This window comes from Paenibacillus sp. EPM92, from assembly GCF_016586185.1.
Taxonomy (GTDB): domain Bacteria; phylum Bacillota; class Bacilli; order Paenibacillales; family NBRC-103111; genus Paenibacillus_G; species Paenibacillus_G validus.
Map to the genome: position 1 here is coordinate 23786 of NZ_BCPS01000020.1, position 20991 is coordinate 44776.

A 20991-nucleotide genomic window follows, 5' to 3' on the forward strand; every position below is an offset into this window, starting at 1 on the left:
GACCGGGCACGGGACTGTACCTTCGCCTGGTGCGCCCAGTTAAATCGTCAAATCAAAAAACAAATAACAGGCTCCGCCCAGCGGACACGAATAGGTCTGCATGGTCAGAGAGCTGTCAAGATCGGTATAAGGCTGTGACAGACATCCCTGCCGTTGGTGTTTCATTTGCAGCACGGTAGGGATGAAGTACGGCCGCCAGATCCAGTTGGATTCTTGATAACGAACATCTCGGCTCCAGCTCCCGTCCGCTTCGCGCGAGAAGTTCGAGGACACCTGAAACCCCTCTTCCTTGCAGATGTATATACGGACCACGTTCGCACCGACGTGCGGCAGCAGCTTGCCGATCAGCGCATCGGCGTCTGCCGATGAACGGATTTCTACGGAAGACGGCACCAGGCCGCTCAACCTTTCCGTTGCCGCGAACAAGCGGTGCTGGCGGTCCAGCTCGCTATGCGTAAACACGGCGATACTCTCCCGAAGCAGCCCTTCGTAAGCATCTTCCTGCTGCAGGTCCGCCTCAGCCTGCGAGAACAGATACCCTTGCACGTAGCGCGCCCCCACCTGCAGGGCATGATTCAAATCTCCCTTCGTTTCCACCCCCTCCACGAGCAGCGAAGCGCCCATTTGCGCGGCCAGAATGGAGAATGAGTTCAAGACGGCGTTGTATCCGTGGTCTACGGCGCTTTTTTTCAACAATTTTAAATCGATTTTCAGAATGTGCGGCTTCACACTGGCGATCCGATCGTAATTGCTGTAACCGCTGCCGATGTCATCGACTGCAATCAGACAGCCGGCCTCGCGGTACTGCCCGATCATCTCCGACAGCTCGTCGAGTCCGCCCGTGAAATCCTCCTCCGTAATTTCGATCACGATGCGCGAAGGATCCAGCCCGTGACGCCTCATCATCTGCAAGGTCGGCAGCTCTCGCTTCTCCCGGTATATGCGATGGATCCAGGACGGCTTAAGATTGATAAACAGCTTGGCATCGGAATCCGCATTCGCCATGCGCCCGATAGCCCGCGACCGAATAATCCGATCGATCCGCAAATGCTCGGCTTCACTGTACGACGTGTTCTGAAAAAAGGGGCCCAGGCTGCGTACTATGCCGGGACTGACCCGGCGCCCGAGCGCCTCATATCCGATAATGCGCTGCGTCTGTAAAGACAAGACCGGCTGGAAATAAGGAAACGTTTCGGCAGCAGGAGGTAACGTTGCTCGCAGATCCGGGTCGATCATACTCTTCATCCTCCATCACCCTCTGAATGTGTTATTTTATTTCACCAAATTATGATAGAGAATATAACATGCAATGATGATTACTAATTCTAAAGCAGCGGCGGCCGTCGTGCAATCAGGAGCTGCGCGTTGCTCCAAAATGAAGCAATCGCTACCCGAGAGGAATTCGCTGTACAATTGTCGAATAATGGGAGATGACTTTTTATTTTACCTCAGGGGTGGTTATGCAATGAATATACTCCGCTCCAAGATGCCTATTGTTTATTCGGCTATCATCGTCTGCCTCGTTACGATGGTCAGCGTATCCAGCTTCATTGCCTCCGCCAATACCGAAGCCAAGCTGGAGAACCTCGTCAGCGGAGTCATTCCCCTGAACAATCTGGCTGAACATCTGCTGGTCGACTTCATTCATATGGAGACGGGCTTGCGCGGGTACGAAATATCGGGCGACGACAAGTTCTTGGAGCCTTATCATGCCGGTAAGGCGCAACTTGAGCTCGATCTCCGCGCGCTGTCCGATTATCAACAACAATACGATCGTCTCGATACTGTGATGACCGTCGAGGCGCTTCCGTCGATCCGGCAGCTGCAAGATTATTACGCCGGGCAACTTGATTTGATAAGAGACGGCCGGAGAGACACCGCTCTACAGAGCGTATCGATCGGCAAGACGTATATGGACCGGTTTCGGGCCGCACATGGTAAGGTGATGGACGAAATCGATCAAATCGCCCTCGACGCGCATCAATCGGCCCATAACGCCAAACGTCTGGCGCGCATTATCCTTGTGATCGGAGGCGCGGCCGACGCTATTGCCGTCATCCTCTCCGTCATTATCTTCAGACGCGCCGCCCGGGCCGAGAAGGCGCTGCGCCACAGCGAGGAGACGTACCGCTTCATGGCGGAGAGCCTGGAGACGCAGAACGAGGAAATCATCGCGCAGCAGGAAGAGCAAGAGTCGACGCTGGAGAAGCTGTCCGAGCGCGAACGCGAGCTGGAAGCCATTACCGGATATCAGGAAAAGCTGACCGGAGCTACACATTTGGACGCGTTCCTGAACACCTCCGTGCCCGCCCTGCTCGAAACGCTGCAGCTCGATGCCGCCATGCTCGTCGTCAATAAAGCGGCTTTGGACGAAGCTCGAGGCGGCCACAGCGACAGCGATAATCCTAGCGATACGGCGGGCAATCCTTTATTTGAAACGATTTACGCCATCGGCTATCCGTCCAGCCTTCCCGCTTCGCGTCAAAGCGAATTATACGGCACCGCTCGGCGCGTTCTGCTGGAGAAGCGGATGCTGGAATCGGTCCGCAACGTGTCCGAGCAGGAACGCGGGTTCCACCTTGGCATTCGGCAAGCTGCCGATTATTATTTCCCGCTCCTGAACGACCGGCAGGAAAGCCTCGGATTTCTGCTGTTGACCGGCTACCTTACGTCCTCCTCCAACCAGAAGGTACGCCTCGCTCAGGGCTTAATCCGCCAGTTCGGGCTCGCCTTTATGGCGCAGCAAACGAATGAGGCGCGCCGGCGGCAGAGTGTGAAGCTGGAGCAATTAAACGAACAGCTGCAGCAAGAGAAGCGGATGATCGAGGAGCAGCGCGACTTGATCGAGAACATTTTGGAATCCGCGCACGAAGGCATGATCATGTGCGACAGGCATGGTCATATCCTATTTCTTAATCAGCGCATGAAAAACTTCCTCGACATCTCGCATGAGGTCGGGGAATCCATCGTCACGGCCATTCGAATTTGGAACGACACCCCGACGAGCGGCCAAATCTTGTCTTCCGTGGAAGGATTGCTGAGGGGCAGAACGGATAATATTACAGAACGCTTCTTCTATACGACCGACGATGGCCAGATGCGCCACGTCGAATTGTACGCCACGAAGATGGGCGATTCGTCCAAACGGCCCGACTCCGGCTTCCTCTTCGTCGTACGCGATCGTACGGAGGAAGAGAAAATCGACGAGATGAAGAACGAATTTATAAGCACCGTCTCGCATGAACTGCGAACGCCGCTTTCCAGCGTGCTGGGCTTCATCGAAATTATGCTGCATCGCCAGCTGACGCCGGAGAAGCAGCGCAAATATTTGCAAACCGTGTACAAGGAAGCGGGCCGTTTGTCCACGCTTATTAACGACTTCCTGGATTTGCAGCGGATGGAATCCGGCAAACAGGCCTATCATTTCGTTCCCGTCGAATTGGGCGCGCTGCTGCGGGAGGTCGCCGAGCCATGGAAGGCGGAGCAAACGCATGAAATCCGGCTGCACAGACCCGAACGGGAGGTGTGGGTGCGGGGCGACGCCGACCGGCTGATGCAGGTGGCGCACAATCTGATCAGCAACGCCGTCAAGTATTCTCCCCAAGCGAACCGTGTTGACATCACGATACGCGAGAACGGGAGTACCGTCAGCTTCGAGGTACAGGACTACGGGCTTGGCATACCGGAAGAAGCGAAGGGCAGCATGTTTACCAAATTTTTCCGCGTAGATAACTCCGACCGGCGGCAGATCGGCGGTACCGGCCTCGGTCTGTCTATCGTCCGCGAGATTATGGACGCCCATCAAGGCTCCATCCATTTCGAGTCGACGATGGGAGAGGGCAGCGTGTTCACCGTTACCTTGAACGCTTATCAGGTCGGAAATGCCGAAGGCAGTATTCTGCTGCTGGAAGACGATGACAATGCCGCCAAGCTGATTCAAGTCGCTTTGATGAAGCTGCAAATCCCGACGATTCACGTGCGCTCCGCCGAAGAAGGGCTTCTTGCGCTGGAACGCGTCGATCAATATCCGCCGCGGCTGTGCATCGTGGACATTCATTTAAAGGGGCCCCAATCGGGGTGGGATTTCCTGACCGAGCTGTACAGGCATCCCAAGTTTCACCGCACGCCGGTTATCGTCTCCACGGCGCTCGAGCCGCCGCACGACTATTACGAGAAGGATTCGGAGAAATATTTGCGCAAGCCGTTTACCGTAAATAAACTGCTTCAGGTCGCCGAGCATCTCATGTTTCATAACGATCGCCGCCCGGCATATATTTTCCCGCCGCAGGACGAAAGCCTTATTCGCACCCGGCTGGCCCAGAGCGGCATCGAGATTGAATCGATTACGACAGGCAGCGATCATATCCAGATTGAACCGACGCTGAAGCAAGGCACGGTTTGACGCGCAGGTCAAATAGACGGTACGCATGTTCGTACCGTCTATTTGGGCATGTCCGGTGCGGCGGCTCGCCACATGCCTCGCTCAAAGCGGCACTCCGTCCGGGTTATCCAACGCCCCTGCCGGAAATCGCGGCCGCGAATGACAACGTGGTCCTGCTCCACACGTACGACCAGCCCCTCGCTTCGGTCGTCGGCGCCTCCGGAAGCTTCAGCCGGTCCCTCATATTCCGGGCGGCTGACCGATGACCCGGCTACGGACAATAGCCGGTCCGCGACGACAGTCCCGGACTGCCCAAGCCCCGCATGCGTATGGCCGGAGAACACAATCACCCGCGGATGCCGCGACAGTATGTCCCGAAGCTCGCGGTGCTGCACGACACCGCGCCCGCGTCCGCTTCCGGCTACCGTATTCGGCAGCGGTTGATGCAGAAACACGAAGATCGGCTGTCCGGAAGGCTCCTCCGCCTGCAGCCGCCGCTCCAGCCAACGAAGCTGCTCCTCGCTAAGGAACGCATCTTCACCGTAAGACGGATCGGATAGCCGGTATCGCTCCGAACCCAGGAATAGAAACAAGCGATCGTGCAGGCTCCGTTCCCGGTACACCTTCGGTTGGCCGGTGAAGCGCAGAAACCGTCCGATGGCCGCCGCTTCCGTCTCTCCGTTCGGGAATCCTTTCGGCCGCCATTGCCGATTGGCCCCGTGCCACATCCGGTAAAACTCGTGATTGCCGAGCGTGAAGTGAATTTCGCCCGGATGCGGACGTTCGGATAACAGCCGCTGCAGCGTCCTATAGTCCTCCGGGTCGCCGTCGCCCAAATCACCGTTCAGCACGAGCGCCTCTGCTTCAGGCGCCGCACCGTGCAAGTCGTCGAGCGCCCGCTCAAATTTCCGGATCGCCTGGCGATCCCAGCTCTGCACGTGAATGTCGCTTAGCACCGCGAAGGTCAGCGGCGATGAGCGGCCGGCCGCGGGCGGCGTGAGAGATCCGGGTGCAGCAGAATGCGCATTCGGGCCCGCAGCCCCAACCGGCCCCGCAGCCTCCCAAAGCTCGCCTGAGCGGCCGGCCGCCATGCTTCCGGCTGCGGGCTGTGCGCCCAACAGCCAGACGCAGACGGCCGCGCGAAGCAAGCTCCCAAGAAAACTCACAGCTCATCCCTCCCTTTCATCGATATGCCTCTAATATGCGATATTTCCCCAGTTTTTAGAACCGCTATAGGCATCCGCTGAAAAATCAGGGACGGTGACATTGGCCCAATCCGCTCCTGCACCCCCGACATAAGATGTATGGTGTGAAAGCACAAAACCACCTTAAGGAGGAAACAACAATGTCACATGTAGGTCACGGTTTCACTTCCACGGGCGTAATTCTGGTACTCTTCATTCTGCTGGTCATCGTCAGCCGCGCGTTTTTATATTGATAAATGCGGTTCGGGCCGTCACAGGCCTCGGGCCTTCTACCTAATCGGCCACAACAACGGTCAGGAAGATGTACGGAGCTCTACTGCGCAGCGCTCGATTGACCCCCCCCAAAAAAGGCGTCCGGCTCATAAGAGCCGGACGCCTTTGCCTAGTGCTGCCGTAAATGTCTTCGCGCTAGCGGATGCGCGTATCGTTAAGCCGGAACTGATTGACGAGGTGCTCCAAGAACGCCGTAATCGCTTCGACACGTTTGGACGTCAGCTTCACCTGCACCGTGTCCGTAATCAGCTCCTGGACATTCCCCTCGACTTCCCGGGAGATGACGCGGTTGTCTTTGCTGATTTCGGCGATCCGCTCCATCAGCTTCACCACTTCGTCGATAACCTGCGTTTTCAACGAATCGTTGCTGGAGGCGCTGTTCAGCAGCTCGGAAGCGGCCGCCACGAGCAGACTCCCTTCTTCCACCACCTTGGTGCCTTCCCCCATCGAAATAAACGCCTGCTCCGCATTGGTGTAAATATGCTGTACCGTCTCATGGATTTCTTCCGTTGAACGCCGGGTCAAGTCGGCCAGCTTGCGGATCTCGGTAGCGACGACGGCAAAACCTTTGCCGTGCTCGCCGACGCGGGCGGCTTCAATGGCGGCGTTCAACGCCAGCAGGTTCGTCCTGGATGAAATTTCCTCAATAACCTGCAGTACGTTTTTAATTTGCTGGGTCGTTTCCATGAACGTCGAGATCGTCCGATTCGTCTCTTCGACCTTGGCGGAAATGTGCGCCATCTTGTCCCCGATCCGCTCGACCTCGTTCTGCGCGACGGCGATTTGACCCGAAGCGTTAGCCTCGATGACGCGCAGCGTCTCCTTCATCTCTTCAACCGCATCTTTTGCTTGGTCGATATCGCGCAGCTGCTTGCGAAGGCTGCCGATCATATCATTAATCTTGCCGCTCATTCGATCCGTCGATTCCGCCGTCGTATCCGTCGATTCGTTCAGCAGCCGCTGGCTCGACAGCACGTCGGCCGCCGCCCGTTTCACTTGAAGCATGACCCCCTCGAGCGAGTCGATCATGTTGTTGATCCACTTGGCCAGCTCCCGGGATTCGTCGCCTTGGAACATCTCCGGCTTCAGACGCTGCGTCAAGTCGCCCTTCCCTTCGGCGTTCATGCGGATAAACCGCTGAATCTGATGTAAATGCCTCGCAAGCGGCGCGCTTCCTTTGCCATAGATCACCCAGGCCGTCACCAAACCGATCGCCAGCTGCAGAAGCCCTGCGGCCGCTCCCGCAAGCCAGTACGGGACGTCCGCGCTTGCCGCCAGCCAACCGATCAGCCCTGCGGCGGCCACACAGCCCGACACGATCCAAGGCAGTTGAAGACGGAACATCCGCCAGTTCGTGCCCCGAACCCGGTATACTTCCTCCAAATCGCCTTCGCACATCATCCCCCAGAGGTCCGGGCAATGCGGCAGCCGGAACGTGACGCCTTTACCGATAACCGGAATGTGCCGATAGTCCGAATAACCGGGAAATTCAACGAATAAATTGCTGCCGTTCTTAATCGTGTTCGCTACGCCGGGATGAAGATCGCCGGTCGCCGGATCGGTAAACCGCAGCTCCAGCTCGGTATGCTCCTTCACCGTCACTTGGCCCCAATCCGTGGTGACGCCGTCCTTCAAATTTTCCCCGTGCGTAAACGTCCGGTCCTCGAACCGGCTGCGCGAAAGCGCCGTGCCGGGAGCGATGTGCGTCTGCAGCCCGGCGGAAGCCATGAACAAATAGTTATCGCCCGAGTCGGGGTACACGTGCCCGGATTCGCGTTGAATCAAATCGCCGATCACGTCGTTAGGCACGCGTCCGCACAAGGCGCCTCGCCATACGCCCGACTCGACGATCGGCACGATAAACAGCAGGGTCATGGCATCGTGAAACGACGAGGTGCTCGGTCCGATCTTCAGCGTCGTCGGGTCGCTGTAAGGGCCGAATAAGCATTTGCGCCCTTCCACTCCGGATCCGGCATAACTGAGCCCCAGACCAATCACGCTTTGCTCGCCATAGACCGTGGTACGATGTGCCGGATACGTGGAGAAGACCACTTCATTTTGATCATTTAACAGAAAAATTTCAGAAAAATCCGGAGCCCGCTGACGCATCGAGGTGCAGTGACCTTCCCATTGCTCCGGCTCCGGCTGCCGCCACAGCGGCGTCTCCGACGCTGCGGAACCCTGCAGCAAAGCAAGCAAGCGGTCCAAATGTCCCCAATATTCATTAGCCCAATCAATCAACAACTCTTTGCGGGTAGAAGCGATGCCCTCGAAAATGTCCTCGACATCTTTCTTTAACCCGCGATTCAGACGATACGACCACCAAAGCGGAAGCCCTTTTTGAAAACCAAGCCAATCAAACATATGCACCCTCCAAATCCTCAACTAGAATGCTTTTCTCTTTATGTCATATATCATAACATAAATAATATAACTTTCGTCGCATTATATGTGAAATTTATACATAAAATTTTGTGTTTTCTCCCCCCTACCCAGACCTTTGACTCTGCCGCCCCTACACGCATAGTGCCTTGGAACCAAGAGCCCGCTGCATACAAAGAACAGGACCCGGCGGTGCATGTTGCCGTGCACGACCAAGTCCTGTTCCCTGTTTGTTTTCGCTGTTTAAGCCTCAAAGCCGAGGTGCCGAATAAATCGTCGGAACCCTTCCCGGCCCCGTTCGCCGTACTTGTACACGCCCGCGTCGCGAAGCACAGCCTCGAACTTGCGGCCGACTTCCTCGCGCAGCGCCTGCTCCGCTTGCCCGCGGGACAGGCCTTTCCCGTATTTCGCCGCCAATTCGGCCAGCCACGGCGCATGCTTATGCAGCGGATGGCTTTCATCCCCCAGGATCCGCTCATCCAGCTCCGCTTCGCCGGTGAATAGAGCCGCCGCTTGCTCAAGCTCGTCCTTGAGGCGTCCCGGCAGTACGGCGAGCCCCATCACTTCGATCAGCCCGATGTTCTCCTTCTTGATATGGTGCAGCTCCCGATGCGGATGGAAAATGCCGTCAGGATGCGCTTCGCTGGTCCGGTTATTGCGAAGCACCAAGTCCAGCTCGTACTCCCCCGCTTCGTTGTTGCGCGCGATCGGCGTAATCGTGTTGTGCGGCACCCGCGTCCCGTCCGGCGCATCGCTGAAAGCGAGAATGTCACAGTCCGGATCGCTGTAAACGCGCCATGCGTCCAGAATCGCACCGGCCAGTTCCAGCAGCTGCACCCGGTCACGGCTTGATATGCGGAGGACCGACATCGGCCACTTCACCACGCCAAGCTTCACCCCGCCGTAGGACGGATGCCGGAACCGCTCTTCCACCGGGGCCAACTCCATCGGAAACCGGTGCCGCCCGCCCTGAAAGTGATCGTGGCTCAAGATCGACCCGCCGACGATCGGCAAATCCGCATTGGACCCGACAAAATAATGCGGGAACCGCTCCACGAAATCGAGCAGCCGCTCGAACGTATGCCTCGAGATGATCATCGGACGATGCTCTTTATCGAAAATGATGCTGTGTTCGTTGTAGTAGACGTAAGGCGAATATTGAAAACACCATGGTTCCCCGGTCAGCTCAAGCGGAATGACGCGCAGGTTTTGCCGAGCGGGGTGATTGAGCCGGCCGGCATACCCGATGTTCTCGACACAGAGCAAGCACTTCGGATAGCGGCTTTGCTTCGCATTTTTGAGCATTGCGATTTCCTTCGGGTCCTTCTCCGGCTTGGACAAGTTTACCGTAATTTCCAGGCTGCCGAAATCGGTCGAGGCGAGCCAGTACAGATTCCTGCGAATGCGGTCCATACGAATATAGTTCGAGTCGATGCTCAGCCGGTAGAAATCGGCCGTCGCGCGCTCGATTCCGTCCCGCTCGGCCGTTGCCCAGAAGCGATGAATCAGCTCGGACGGGCGCGGCATGATAACGCCCATGATGCGGGCGTCCAGCAAATCGCGCAGCGTCGTGTTGTCGTCCTCGAGCATACCGGCTGCGGCTGCGTAGTCGAGCAGCGGCTCCAGCAGCTCGCTGACGTCTTCGCCGGGCGCAGCCGGCAGCTCCCCCGCATACGGCTCGTCAAGACGCAGCAAGTCGAGCAGCCCGTTGCGCGCCGCATACAAGTCCGGCGGCTCCAGCAGCTTGCGCCGGAGGCCGAACTGCAGAAGCCGTTCCACATCGCAGGATGCCTTCCGGCGCAGCGCTTCGATCTCTTGTTCGCGTTCGTTTTGCATGTGCTCTACACCCCTAGGTAAAGTCTTAAAGCCCATCGCTTCACGGCCTCCTGGCGAAATAGCGGAGCTCCGATTAACTCCGGCACGGCACGGTATTTCCGGGTTTACAGCTTGCCCGCCCCCGGGCGCATTTCCAGCGCTCCCCGCGTCCGGACGTCTACGCCTCGTAGCCGGTCGGGCGGCTTTGGTGCCATGCCCACGCCGAAGCGATGATGCGCTCCAGCCGGTCGCGCTTTGGCCGCCAGCCGAGCTCCTCGCGCGTCCGTTCGGACGAGGCCACAAGCACCGCCGGATCTCCGGCGCGGCGCGCCTCCACGACCGCCGGGATCGGATGGCCGGTCACCTGCCGGGCAATCTCAATCACTTCCTTGACCGAGAAGCCTATGCCGTTGCCGAGGTTGTATATGCGGCTCTCGCCGCCCCTGAGCAGCTTCTTCACCGCCAAGATATGCGCGTCTGCAAGATCGGACACGTGGATATAATCACGGATGCACGTGCCGTCCGGCGTCGCGTAATCTTCGCCGAACACCGAGATGTGCGGGCGCTGGCCGAGCGCCACCTGAAGGATGATCGGCACCAGATGCGTCTCGGGATCGTGATCTTCCCCGATCCGCCCGCTTTCATGCGCGCCGGCCGCGTTAAAATAACGCAGCGATACGTACTTGATGCCGTGTGCGGCGTCAAACCACTTCATCATGTTCTCCATCGCCAGCTTCGTTTCGCCGTAAGCGTTCGTCGGCAGCGTGCGGTCCGTCTCGAGAATCGGAATGTTCTCCGGCTCGCCGTAGGCCGCCGCCGTAGAGGAGAAAACGATTTTGTTCACGCCGTGCTCGTTCATCTTCTCCAGCAGACACAAAGTGCCGTATACGTTATTGTGATAATACTTGGCCGGGTTCTGCATACTTTCCCCAACGAGCGAGTTCGCCGCAAAATGAATGACCGCGTCGATCGCGTTCTCCCGGAACACCGTGTCCAAGAAGTCTTTATCCCGGATATCCCCGACGTACAGCTTACCTCCGAGCACCGCCTCGCGATGGCCCTGTTCCAGGTTGTCGACGATCACAACCTCCTCGTTCTTCGCCAGCAGCTCTGCCACCGTATGCGAACCGATGTAGCCCGCGCCGCCTGTCACCAATACAGCCATGGTCCCCTTTGCCTCCTGCTTATTCGATTTCTTTCACGCCGTCCCCGATGTCACCTACGTAAAAGCTGGCTTTCAAACCGGTCTTGTCTTCATACACACGGCCTACTTCATCGATAAACCGGTCAATGCTGTCCTCGTGGACCAGCGATACCGTGCAGCCGCCGAAGCCCGCGCCGGTCATCCGTGCGCCAAGCACGCCGGGCACCTGCCAAGCCGCCTCGACCATCGAGTCGAGCTCGAAGCCTGTCACTTCATACAAATCGCGCAGCGATTCGTGGGAACCGTTCATCAGTCGGCCGAACGCCGCCAAATCCCCACGCTCCAGCACTTCGATCGATTGCAGCACGCGATCGATCTCTTCCGCCACGTGGCGGGCGCGCCTCTTCACAACTTCGTCCGCAATCAAGTGCTGCGCTTCGTTGAACTGCGCGAGCGTGAGCTGTCCGAGCAGCGTGAGCTCGGGATACCTCGCCTGCAGGTCGCGCACCGCTTGCTCGCACTGCGAACGGCGCTCGTTGTAGGCCGAATCGACCAACCCGCGCTTTTTATTCGTATTGCCGATCACCAGCCTATACGCACCGCTTTGGAAAGGAACGTGCTTATATTCCAGCGTATCGCACATCAACAGCACCGCATGATCCTTCTTCCCCATCGCTACCGCGAATTGGTCCATAATGCCGCACTTCACGCCGATGAAGTCGTTCTCCGCCTTCTGAGCGAGCCGGGCGATCTGTACCTGATCCGTCGGCTGCCCCTCCATCGTCAGCAGACCGAAAGCCGTGACGACCTCGATCGAAGCCGAGGAGGAAAGACCGGCCCCGTTCGGAATCGCTCCGCTGAACAGGATGTCGTAGCCGCCGACCGCAACGCCGCGCTGCTGCAGCTCCCGGATCACGCCTTTCGGGTAGTTCATCCAGCCGTCCTCCGGGTTGTTCTCCAGCGATTGAATGGAAATATGTTGGTGTCGTTCAAAGTTGGTCGAGGCGAATCCGACAAGCTCGTCGTCCCGTTTGCGGAGCAGCATCGTCGTGCCGAACGTCAGCGCCGCCGGAAACACGTACCCTCCGTTATAATCGGTGTGCTCCCCGATCAAATTAACGCGCCCCGGCGCGTGAAACACACGGATCGGGTGCGGATTTTCCGCCCCGTATAAAGCTACAAACCGTTCTTTTAACGCTTCAATATCGGCCATCGCGGCTCACCTCAGGCGATTAGAATAGGGTTGCTGTGCAAATTTCGCCGAATCGCGGCATACAATCTTGCATTCATTGCTTTTAGTATAGCCAGGCCGGACGCGGGAAACTATGGAATGATGTCAGCTGGATATGGAAAAATGTTAGATTCCCATGGTATACTTACGGCGACATCGGAAGTCGGCCCTTGTCCGACTACCCTGAAGGAGGGATCGCGGTGGCCGCTTACGACAAACGCGCCGATAGCTACTACGTCGTATCCAACCCGAATGCGTCTCAGGAACACGGCGGTCTCGTCGTCCTATTCGCCGGCAACAGCCAGACAAAGCCCGGGCACAGGCCCGGGCCGAAGGTCGTCGATTACTATTTGTTTCATCACGTGCTGTCCGGGCGCGGAACATATATGTGCGCGGGGCAAACACATGAACTCGGCGCAGGCGACACGTTCCTGATCGAGCCCGGGACACTGATCCAATATATGGCAGACTACGATCGCCCGTGGCATTATCGCTGGATGGCCTTCGATGGCCCGGAAGCGGCGCGGATGCTTGCCGGGATCGGCCTCAGCTCGCTGCAGCCGATTGTGCGGACGGGCGGCAACCGCGGCATCGCGGCCTTGTTCCAGCAAGCGCAGGAAGCGTTCCAGGCGCGGACCCCCGGGGCTGGACTGAAAGCCACGGGCTGCCTGCATCTGCTGCTGGCCGAATTCGCCGAGACGCTGCAGCCCGCGGAGCCGCGTCTCCCGGACACGGCGACAGGCGGCGAACGAACGGTGCGGCAGGCGCTGCAGTACTTGTCGGCCCAATACGCGGAGCCGATTACCATCGAGCTGATGGCCGAGACGCTCGGCTACAATCGGGCCTACTTGTCCACCTTGTTCAAGGAGCATACCGGCGTCAGCCCCGTCACGTTCCTGCTCCGTCTGCGGCTTGACAAAGCGCGCCGCCTGCTGCGCGAGCGGCCCGAGCTCACCGTAGAGCAAATCGCCTCCTCGGTAGGCTTCCAAGATCCGCTTCACTTCTCTAAACAGTTCAAGCGCCAGTACCAGACGTCTCCTTCCGAGTACCGCCGCTCGCTCCTTTAGTCGGCGGCCCGGATCATCGCGGACATCTGCGCTTCCTGCCGATCAGCGCGCCCGGGGCCTCCGCGCGAAGCAGCCGCCGATCAAGCGGTTCACTTGACCAGCGGCAGCATGAAAGCGATGCACGCCCCTTGACCGAGCCGGCTTTGAGCCCAGATGCGTCCGCCGTGGAAATCGACGATTTCCTTGGCGATCGCAAGACCGAGACCGCTGCCGCCGCCGGACGTATTGCGCGACTTGTCCTTTTTATAGAAACGGTCGAAGATGTACGGCAAATCCTCGGGCGCAATGCCCGTTCCGTTATCCTGCACCTGCACCACGAGCGAATGCTCGTCCACGATAAAATGCAGCTGGATCAGCCCGCCCTGCGGCGTATGCTTCACCGCGTTGTAGATGATGTTGGTCAGCACCTGATCGATCCGGTTGGTGTCGACCTTGACAAGTGCCGGCCGGCCGTCTCCCGGGTGCAGGATATACGAAGCGGTCTCGAAGCGAAGCCCGCCTCCGGCCAACTCCAGCTCGTACCGCTCGTCGAAAAAGCGGAACAGCTCGTCCGTGCTGACCGTATGAATGTCGAATTCCATCTGACGCGCTTCAAGCTTCGACAGCTGGAACAAATCCTGGATCAGCCGATTCAATCCGGTAATGCGGTTGTGGATCAGCTTCAAATATTTCTGCTGCTGCTCCTGCTGTACGACACCGTCCATCAACGCTTCGACATATCCTTGAATGAGCGTCATCGGAGTGCCGAGGTCGTGCGAGATGTTGCTGAGCAGATGCCGCCGGGATGTCTCCATCCGGGCCAAATCCTCGTTCACCTGCCCCAGGCTGCGGTTGATCCGTTCCAGCTCAGCCGTGCGGTCGCGAATCTTCTGCTCCAGGCCCACGTTCATCTCGCGCATCTGCCGGGACAACGACTCCACCGAGGCGATAGCCTTCGTCGACCGGACGCTAAGCACGAACGAAGCCAGCATCGCGCCGGCGAATAAGCCGATGAACGCCACTTCCCCGGTATGGAGGTATTGAGGATCGAACCACTTTTTGACGGACACCGCCGCGATATATGCGGCGGTACCGAGGATAACGAAGGTCGCCCCTTCCCGCCCGCGATAGAGCGCTACAGCTAAGCAGAAGACGATATACACGCCGGAGACCATCGTCGCCAACTCGAAATACGGCACCATATAGGTCATCCAAGGGACGGGCAGTACGATGACAAGTACCGTGCACGTCATGCCGAGTCCGAACATCAGCCGAACGGCGGCGCGTTTCACTTCCTGCGGATAGAGCAGGTGCACGAACATGACGATCGCCGGAATGCTGAGGAAAAAGCAAACCGATTCGATCTTCTTCCCGACGAGCCAATCCAGATTCGGCATCCAGTAATAAATGACGCCTGCCTCCAGGAATGGCGCTCGAATGCCTACAAGCAGGCAAAACAATCCGAAATAAAACGATTCCCTTTCCTTCCTTCGCAGCAGATACAACACCATGTAGTGAATGCCCATGGCGAGCAGCCCGCCGACCATGATCGTCTCAATCGACAAATTCGTCTGCAGCTCCGCATCGATCCGCTCAGGAAGCCCTAATATAGGGGAATCCTGCATGCCCCCGCTGAAGCAATGGAAATTGGACACCTGTACGACCAGCTCCAGCGTCGGACCCGGGGAGCCGATCAGCAGCGTCCGCGGCGAAAACTTTGGCTGCGAGCCGTTCGCATCCTTGCCGACCTGACCGACCTGCCCCAACAGCTCGCCGTTCACCCATACGGTATAGGCCGTTTCGACATAAGGCATTTTCAACGCATACGTTCTCGGTTGCCCATCCAGTGCGACCATCAGCCTATACGTGCCGTACCCGCTGCCGCTTGCTTTCCCTCCGTTCACGGCTGCACCGTTCCAGGCGCCAGGCACCCGGATATAAGAAGACTCCGGCCGTTCCCCGGCGTGAAGCTGATCAGGCGTCAGCAGAGCCCCCCAATAGAACTCCCACTCGCCCTCCAGCCGAACGTACGGCCCGCCTGCCCAGTCGTAGCCGCTCAGCGATAATTCGCCGCGATTCGCCTGTCCCGCATACTCGTTGGACGCGGCCATAGGCCGATAGCCGGATACCGACGTGAGCAGGGCAAACAAAAGTATGGAAATAAACACCCGAAACCATTTATAATAAAAGATGTTTCTGGAAATCGATACCACTTTCTTTCTTGTTGGTTATTGCCAATTCTGTCTATTATCGTATATGAAACCACAAGTTTTGGGAATGGGGAATTCAACAGCGGACGGCTATTTGGAGGAGAAACTCGATGTCTGGAGAAAAAATATTAATCGTAGACGACGAAACGGAAATTGTCGAATTAATTACACTTTATTTGGAAAAAGAGGGCTACGAAGTATTAAGCTCTTCGAACGGAGCGGAAGCGGTCGAGATGGTGCAGGAGCACCGGCCCGATCTGGTCATCCTCGACATCTTGCTGCCCGAGCTGGACGGCATTGAAGTATGCCGGCAAATCCGGAAGCACTACACGACGCCGATTTTGTTCCTGAGCTGCAAGAGCGAAGACATGGACATCATTCTCGGCTTCAGCATCGGCGGCGACGATTACATGACGAAGCCGTTCAGCCCGGGTCAATTGGTCGCCCGGGTGAAGGCGCACCTGCGCCGCAGCCATCTGTTAGAGCAGCACAAGGAAGAAGCCCAATTTCTCTCGTTCCCCGGCCTTGAGATGGACTTGCTCAGCCGGACGGTCCGCGTGAACGGCCAGCTTGCGCCGCTCTCGTCGAAGGAGTTCGACCTGCTCCTGCATCTGGCCCGCACGCCGGGCAAAGTGCTGTCGCTGGAGCAGCTGTACAAAATGACCTGGGGCGTCGACAGCAACGGCGATACGCGCACCCTGCTTGTCCATATCAGCAACCTGCGCAAGAAGATCGAGCCGAATCCGGCCGATCCCCAATATATTTTGACCGTTCGCGGGATCGGCTACAAATTCAACCACTGATGCGGAATGCCCGGCAGTCGGGGATTACGGCGACCGGCTTGCCGCCAATCACCGCGAAGGCTCATGATCAATGCGGCGCAGTAATTCGGCCAATTCGTCCGGCGCCAGATCGCGCCACTTGCCTACCGGCAGGCCGCCAAGTTTAATGTTCATGATGCGCGTCCGCTTCAACCGGCGCACCTCGTACCCGAAGGCGGCGCACATGCGGCGAATTTGGCGGTTGAGCCCCTGCGTCAAGATGATGCGGAACGTCCGCTCGTCCATCCGGTGAACGACGCACGGCTTGGTAACGGTGCCTAAGATATGGACCCCGCCGGCCATCCCTTGCAGGAACGAAGCCGTAATCGGCCGATCGACCGTGACGATGTATTCCTTCTCGTGCTCGTTCTCCGCGCGCAAAATTTTGTTGACGATGTCGCCGTCGTTCGTCATCAAGATCAGACCTTCCGAGTCCTTGTCCAGACGGCCGATCGGGAAGATCCGTTCGCGGTGTCCGACAAAATCGACGATATTGCCGCGTACGTGGCGCTCCGTCGTACTCGTGATGCCTACCGGCTTGTGCAGCGCTATATACACGGCCGGCTTCTTAGCACGGATCGGCCTGCCGTCGATGCGCACATCGTCGCCCTCGCCCACCTGGCTGCCCAGCTCCGCCTTAACGCCGTTGATCGTGATGCGCCCGGCCTCGACCAGCTTGTCCACTTCTCGTCTGGAACAAAGCCCGGTTTCGCTAATATATTTATTGATTCGCATACCGTACTCTCGCTTTCCGTTTTCGATCGATGATCTATTTATCTATCATACCATGGTTGTGGGGGAATGATGGAATGACGTATCCGGCCAAAACCGTATTTTACTTCAGCTTTTACATGTTTGCGCTCAGCTTGACGCTGCTCTTGGCCCCGGGCCTGTTGTCCGGTCTGCTCGGCTATACGGCGGAGAGCTATATTTGGCTCCGGCTGATCGGCCTGTTCCTGCTGTACCTGGCGTTCGATTATTTCCAGGCGGCGCGGGAGAACATGCGCGGCTTCTTCTACCTGACCGTGTACACGCGGGCTTCGATCCTGTTGTTCATGATCGTCTTCGTGTCATTCGGCTGGCTGAAGCCGATTTTCGTTGCGCTTAGCCTGATCGACTTCAGCGGAGCGGTCTGGACGTGGAGAGCCTTGAAACGAACGGAACGTCATCGCTCTCGCCCGTCTGAACCCGTCAGGACCGCAGATGGCGCATAAGGCGAGCTCGCTGGCGGCCGCCCGCTACACCGTCCTCCGCTCCATCAGCCGGTAAGAAGCCCGTGTGTTTCGGCTTGGTCCGTGCGGCCGGTGACGCGATCGTACAGCAGCCGCGGGTACGGTCGTGACGGACACGCCGGCCGTGCGGGCGATCTGTTTGATGTTGGCCATTGCCAAGCCCCCTGCAGAGCCGTTCTGCGAAAAAATCGCTTGACATGAAATGCATTTCACAAGATAAGCTGATTTTCGAAGCGCAAAGCGGCCCGGCTTGCCGGGCGCTCCGGGCGGTCGCCAGGCTCGCGGATGCGCTTCGCCAGGCGGCGGGACAGCGGGACAACGCTCGGCCTATAGACGATGGGGGAGCATTTTCAGGATGCCCGCTTCCGAGGCCAGGCGGGACGGCTGCCGCACAATGCCATCACCCGGAGGTGTATAAACCATGAACGAGACCATCGTATTTTTCGATATCGACGGCACGCTGCTTGACGAGCGCAACCGTCTGCCCCAAACGACCAAACAGGCCATCGGGCTGCTGCAGCGCAGCGGTATCCGAACCGCTATCGCAACCGGCCGGACGCCCAGTCAATTCGAGTGGATCCGCGAGGAGCTGAACATCGACACCTACGTGTCGGCCAACGGCCAATACGTCGTGTACGAAGGCCGTGAGATATACGCCCACCGGTTGCCGCCGGATCGGCTTCGCGACATGTGCGAATTCGCGGAGGAACGCGGACACTGTCTGGCGTTCAGCAGTCATGCGATGCTGTGCGCATCCCATGCGGCTCATCCGCTGATCGACGCCAGCTTCGGGGCGCTCAGCTTGGAATACCCGCCTGTCGATCCGCTCTTTTATACCCATTCGCCCGTATATCAAGCGTACCTGTTCTGCCCGGTGGAGGAAGAGCCGCTTTATACGGCCCGCTTCCCCGAATACCGGTATCACCGCTGGCACCGGTTAGCAGCCGACGTCATGCCCGCAGGCGGCTCGAAAGCAGTGGGCATTCAGAAGCTGCTGGAAGCGGTCGGCACTGCGCCAGCCCAATGTTACGCCTTCGGCGACGGCTTGAACGATAAGGAAATGCTTGCTTGGGTAGGCACCGGCATCGCCATGGGCAACGCCTCCGACGAAGTGAAGGCCGTCGCCGACCGTGTCACCGCTACCAGTTCCGAAGACGGCATTTGGCACGGGTTAAAGCAAGTCGGTTTAATCTGATTGTTCATCATCATTATACCTGCTGTCCGGCCCGCCGTTCAATCGTACGCGACCGCAGCACCGACGGCCGGTCGGTTGACCGAAAGAGGCCGCTGCAGCAGCAACCGAACCATCGGGCTGACGCAGCGGCCTTACCTGTACCTGTACATCCAAGCTTATTTCACCGGTTTGACCGGTTTCCTGTCTTTGAAAAAAAGAACGGCGGCCCGTCGCGTAAGCCAGAACACGAACGCTTCGGAGACAAAGGTCCAATACCAGTCCCACAGACGGACGTACCGAATCAACAGCGTATATTTTTGGATCATATATTCGGCTATCGTCAATGCGGAACAGAACAGCACATAGTAGCCGATTCGCTTCCAGACCGGTGCGCCTTCCGGATACCGCGCAGTAAACAACGCGCACAGGACCGGCAGCGCCAAGTATTCGAAGATAAAGCTCGTTCGGTTAACTTGATGCAATTCCCGCACCGGGTATTCGATGAGCCCGAGCTCAACCACCAGCAGCCCCAAAATCCAAACCGGCAGACCCGCAAATAGAAATACGAAATTCGCCTTTAATCGCTGTTCCTTCGGAATAAGCCAAATGATGCCAAATGAGATCATGACGACGGTAATTAATAATAAACGTTCCAGCCAATACATAGGACACCTAGCTTCTCAACGCTTCAATTTTCCCGTTAAACCAATTCACGTACCGATAGACGAGCGCATATTCCAGCCCTACGATTAGCGTCACCGTCAGGGCGTTGGTCGACAAAAACTCCACGGTATTCGTATACCGGGAAAGCATCGATTTAAAAAGCCCCATGGTTACCGCGAATATCGCGTAGTGCATCCATTTGCGGCTTCGTTCCCTCTTGTGAGGATAAGTCATATAAAAAACGGTAAAAGCCGCCGGGCTGAACAAATAACTGAATTCAAAGCCGTTGTCCGTCGCCCGGGAAAAAAAGTGAACCGGATACTCCGCCAGCTTGAACAGAACGATCAGAAAGTCGATCCCCCACGAAAGCGTTTGGTACGCCAGGAATGCGACAGCCGCCTTGCGAAAGTTACCCCGACGGAGAACCGAAGCCAGTAAGGCTACCGATAGCAACACGATCCCCCATTGGACGATCACGTCGAATTGCAGCAGCATAGGTCCCCCCTATTCGTGAATGAAGAGGCGCCAGACCGGCCTCCGCTACTTATACTGTTGTCACCGCTCCGTCATCTTATTCAATTTTTTTGGAAATAAAATGAAGAGTGACTCGCGAATAATCCCGGTTTTTGGAAAAAATACAGGTATTTTGGCCCCTTTCTCCCCTAACCTGGTTTCATGCTTGTCCATGACGGGTAAATACAGGGTACTCGGTTCCACAGCGGTCCTCAGGGATCAAATGAGGGCGCCGAAGTTTCTATCGAAGGAGTGTTCCGTATGTCCCGTAAAAAAACGCTGCCGTCGATCGCCAAACCGTTTGCCCATGTGCACAGCATGCTCGCTGTTGTAGGCTTTACCGAATCGTCCGCTAAAGAAGGCACCGTCTACGAACTGTCGTTTCGCGACCCTGTGACATTGAAGGAATATCCGTTTCGCGTTTACGCGCATACCCTGGAGAACGGGATGACGCACATCAATTTGAACGAAGCGGCCTTTGCGGCCCGGGGCTATGTTCCCGATCCCGTGGCGGACGCAGCTGATGACATTATGCTCGATCTCGCGCAATATTTGGAGAATGGCCCGGTCAAGAAGAAGTCGGCGTCGACGTCGATTGAACACGCCATGAACGGGCAGATGGCAGGCAATGAGGAAGATGTCAAGCGACTGGGCCATGTGATGGCCAAGATGCCGACAAACGCCCAAGTGCGCGAGAACGGTATGATTCCCGACCCGATTCAGTAATAAGCATTGTTGTACACGCACGCCAAGGGCCTCCGCCGGATGGAATTCGGTTTCGGGGGCTCTTTTTGCAGTTCGTCCACCTGCACAAAAGTGTCGAAGCTTGCGAATACATTAAACAGACGCCTGAAACGTGCGTGGAACAGTTCAATTTTACGCCAGTATGGCGCATCACATA

The 20991-nt window shown here is 57.5% G+C and carries 18 protein-coding genes and 1 pseudogene; 7 read left to right on the forward strand and 12 right to left on the reverse strand.

The annotated features are described in order from the left end of the window. Window positions 1–39: 39 nt before the first annotated feature. On the reverse strand, window positions 40–1236 hold the full coding sequence (locus JMF85_RS03345; RefSeq protein ID WP_201317719.1) for an EAL domain-containing protein: 1197 nt from the start codon (window positions 1234–1236) through the stop codon (window positions 40–42). A 229-nt stretch (window positions 1237–1465) separates the two neighbouring features. Here JMF85_RS03345 and JMF85_RS03350 point away from each other — a divergent pair, with 229 nt between their 5' ends. Next, complete coding sequence (locus JMF85_RS03350; RefSeq protein ID WP_201317720.1) at window positions 1466–4402, forward strand: ATP-binding protein; 2937 nt, start codon at window positions 1466–1468, stop codon at window positions 4400–4402. Window positions 4403–4440: 38 nt separating this feature from the next. On the opposite strand, the gene JMF85_RS03355 is transcribed toward JMF85_RS03350, so the two are convergent. Beyond that, on the reverse strand, window positions 4441–5547 hold the full coding sequence (locus tag JMF85_RS03355; RefSeq protein WP_201317721.1) for a metallophosphoesterase family protein: 1107 nt from the start codon (window positions 5545–5547) through the stop codon (window positions 4441–4443). Window positions 5548–5726: 179 nt separating this feature from the next. Between JMF85_RS03355 and JMF85_RS03360 the strand changes: the two genes are divergently transcribed. Continuing rightward, complete coding sequence (locus JMF85_RS03360; RefSeq protein WP_201317722.1) at window positions 5727–5819, forward strand: sporulation protein YjcZ; 93 nt, start codon at window positions 5727–5729, stop codon at window positions 5817–5819. Between the two features lie 175 nt (window positions 5820–5994). Here JMF85_RS03360 and JMF85_RS03365 read toward each other — a convergent pair whose 3' ends face one another. From JMF85_RS03365 to JMF85_RS03380, 4 genes are all read right to left on the reverse strand, one after another. Further along, complete coding sequence (locus JMF85_RS03365; RefSeq protein WP_201317723.1) at window positions 5995–8223, reverse strand: methyl-accepting chemotaxis protein; 2229 nt, start codon at window positions 8221–8223, stop codon at window positions 5995–5997. A gap of 261 nt (window positions 8224–8484) precedes the next feature. Further along, a complete protein-coding gene (locus JMF85_RS03370; RefSeq protein WP_155614945.1) occupies window positions 8485–10077 on the reverse strand; it encodes a UDP-glucose--hexose-1-phosphate uridylyltransferase in 1593 nt (530 codons plus the stop codon). Window positions 10078–10234: 157 nt separating this feature from the next. Further along, window positions 10235–11221: a UDP-glucose 4-epimerase GalE gene (galE, locus tag JMF85_RS03375; protein ID WP_127605086.1), complete on the reverse strand. Its 987-nt coding sequence runs from the start codon at window positions 11219–11221 to the stop codon at window positions 10235–10237. A 19-nt stretch (window positions 11222–11240) separates the two neighbouring features. Then, window positions 11241–12413, reverse strand: a complete 1173-nt coding sequence (locus JMF85_RS03380; RefSeq protein ID WP_201317724.1) for a galactokinase — start codon at window positions 12411–12413, stop codon at window positions 11241–11243. Window positions 12414–12631: 218 nt separating this feature from the next. On the opposite strand from JMF85_RS03380, the gene JMF85_RS03385 reads away from it, so the two are divergent. Further along, window positions 12632–13498, forward strand: a complete 867-nt coding sequence (locus JMF85_RS03385) for an AraC family transcriptional regulator (protein ID WP_054800279.1) — start codon at window positions 12632–12634, stop codon at window positions 13496–13498. Window positions 13499–13587: 89 nt separating this feature from the next. Here JMF85_RS03385 and JMF85_RS28605 read toward each other — a convergent pair whose 3' ends face one another. Then, window positions 13588–14079, reverse strand: a complete 492-nt coding sequence (locus tag JMF85_RS28605; protein WP_372814200.1) for a sensor histidine kinase — start codon at window positions 14077–14079, stop codon at window positions 13588–13590. Between the two features lie 18 nt (window positions 14080–14097). After that, window positions 14098–15588 (reverse strand): annotated as a pseudogene (locus JMF85_RS03390) (7TM diverse intracellular signaling domain-containing protein); the annotation flags it as partial. Window positions 15589–15797: 209 nt separating this feature from the next. Between JMF85_RS03390 and JMF85_RS03395 the strand changes: the two are divergent. Next, on the forward strand, window positions 15798–16490 hold the full coding sequence (locus JMF85_RS03395; protein ID WP_054800277.1) for a response regulator transcription factor: 693 nt from the start codon (window positions 15798–15800) through the stop codon (window positions 16488–16490). Window positions 16491–16538: 48 nt separating this feature from the next. Here JMF85_RS03395 and rluF read toward each other — a convergent pair whose 3' ends face one another. Further along, window positions 16539–17243, reverse strand: a complete 705-nt coding sequence (gene rluF, locus JMF85_RS03400; protein ID WP_054798123.1) for a 23S rRNA pseudouridine(2604) synthase RluF — start codon at window positions 17241–17243, stop codon at window positions 16539–16541. A gap of 74 nt (window positions 17244–17317) precedes the next feature. Between rluF and JMF85_RS03405 the strand changes: the two genes are divergently transcribed. Next, window positions 17318–17722 (forward strand): hypothetical protein, encoded by a 405-nt coding sequence (locus JMF85_RS03405; RefSeq protein WP_054798122.1) that lies wholly within the window; start codon window positions 17318–17320, stop codon window positions 17720–17722. Between the two features lie 24 nt (window positions 17723–17746). Here JMF85_RS03405 and JMF85_RS03410 read toward each other — a convergent pair whose 3' ends face one another. Next, a complete protein-coding gene (locus tag JMF85_RS03410) occupies window positions 17747–17893 on the reverse strand; it encodes a hypothetical protein (RefSeq protein ID WP_201317725.1) in 147 nt (48 codons plus the stop codon). A gap of 268 nt (window positions 17894–18161) precedes the next feature. Between JMF85_RS03410 and JMF85_RS03415 the strand changes: the two genes are divergently transcribed. Next, window positions 18162–18935 (forward strand): Cof-type HAD-IIB family hydrolase, encoded by a 774-nt coding sequence (locus JMF85_RS03415; protein ID WP_201317726.1) that lies wholly within the window; start codon window positions 18162–18164, stop codon window positions 18933–18935. Between the two features lie 155 nt (window positions 18936–19090). Here the strand turns inward: JMF85_RS03415 and JMF85_RS03420 are convergent, their stop codons facing one another. Together JMF85_RS03420 and JMF85_RS03425 are read right to left on the reverse strand one after the other, a co-directional pair. After that, window positions 19091–19579: a CBO0543 family protein gene (locus JMF85_RS03420; RefSeq protein WP_141336667.1), complete on the reverse strand. Its 489-nt coding sequence runs from the start codon at window positions 19577–19579 to the stop codon at window positions 19091–19093. 7 nt (window positions 19580–19586) lie between these two features. Beyond that, entirely contained in the window at window positions 19587–20072 is a 486-nt protein-coding gene (locus JMF85_RS03425) for a CBO0543 family protein (protein ID WP_141336668.1), read from the reverse strand. A 279-nt stretch (window positions 20073–20351) separates the two neighbouring features. Between JMF85_RS03425 and JMF85_RS03430 the strand changes: the two genes are divergently transcribed. After that, window positions 20352–20816 (forward strand): hypothetical protein, encoded by a 465-nt coding sequence (locus JMF85_RS03430; RefSeq protein ID WP_141336669.1) that lies wholly within the window; start codon window positions 20352–20354, stop codon window positions 20814–20816. Window positions 20817–20991 lie beyond the last annotated feature (175 nt).

Bases quoted from the DNA above. Each gene is read 5' to 3' on its own strand.
- JMF85_RS03345 (WP_201317719.1), bottom strand. From the start codon at position 1,236: ATGATCGACCCGGATCTGCGAGCAACGTTACCTCCTGCTGCCGAAACG.
- JMF85_RS03350 (WP_201317720.1), top strand. From the start codon at position 1,466: ATGAATATACTCCGCTCCAAGATGCCTATTGTTTATTCGGCTATCATC.
- JMF85_RS03360 (WP_201317722.1), top strand. From the start codon at position 5,727: ATGTCACATGTAGGTCACGGTTTCACTTCCACGGGCGTAATTCTGGTA.
- JMF85_RS03365 (WP_201317723.1), bottom strand. From the start codon at position 8,223: ATGTTTGATTGGCTTGGTTTTCAAAAAGGGCTTCCGCTTTGGTGGTCG.
- JMF85_RS03370 (WP_155614945.1), bottom strand. From the start codon at position 10,077: ATGCAAAACGAACGCGAACAAGAGATCGAAGCGCTGCGCCGGAAGGCA.
- galE (WP_127605086.1), bottom strand. From the start codon at position 11,221: ATGGCTGTATTGGTGACAGGCGGCGCGGGCTACATCGGTTCGCATACG.
- JMF85_RS03380 (WP_201317724.1), bottom strand. From the start codon at position 12,413: ATGGCCGATATTGAAGCGTTAAAAGAACGGTTTGTAGCTTTATACGGG.
- JMF85_RS28605 (WP_372814200.1), bottom strand. From the start codon at position 14,079: ATGGAATTCGACATTCATACGGTCAGCACGGACGAGCTGTTCCGCTTT.
- JMF85_RS03395 (WP_054800277.1), top strand. From the start codon at position 15,798: ATGTCTGGAGAAAAAATATTAATCGTAGACGACGAAACGGAAATTGTC.
- rluF (WP_054798123.1), bottom strand. From the start codon at position 17,243: ATGCGAATCAATAAATATATTAGCGAAACCGGGCTTTGTTCCAGACGA.
- JMF85_RS03405 (WP_054798122.1), top strand. From the start codon at position 17,318: ATGACGTATCCGGCCAAAACCGTATTTTACTTCAGCTTTTACATGTTT.
- JMF85_RS03410 (WP_201317725.1), bottom strand. From the start codon at position 17,893: ATGGCCAACATCAAACAGATCGCCCGCACGGCCGGCGTGTCCGTCACG.
- JMF85_RS03415 (WP_201317726.1), top strand. From the start codon at position 18,162: ATGAACGAGACCATCGTATTTTTCGATATCGACGGCACGCTGCTTGAC.
- JMF85_RS03420 (WP_141336667.1), bottom strand. From the start codon at position 19,579: ATGTATTGGCTGGAACGTTTATTATTAATTACCGTCGTCATGATCTCA.
- JMF85_RS03425 (WP_141336668.1), bottom strand. From the start codon at position 20,072: ATGCTGCTGCAATTCGACGTGATCGTCCAATGGGGGATCGTGTTGCTA.
- JMF85_RS03430 (WP_141336669.1), top strand. From the start codon at position 20,352: ATGTCCCGTAAAAAAACGCTGCCGTCGATCGCCAAACCGTTTGCCCAT.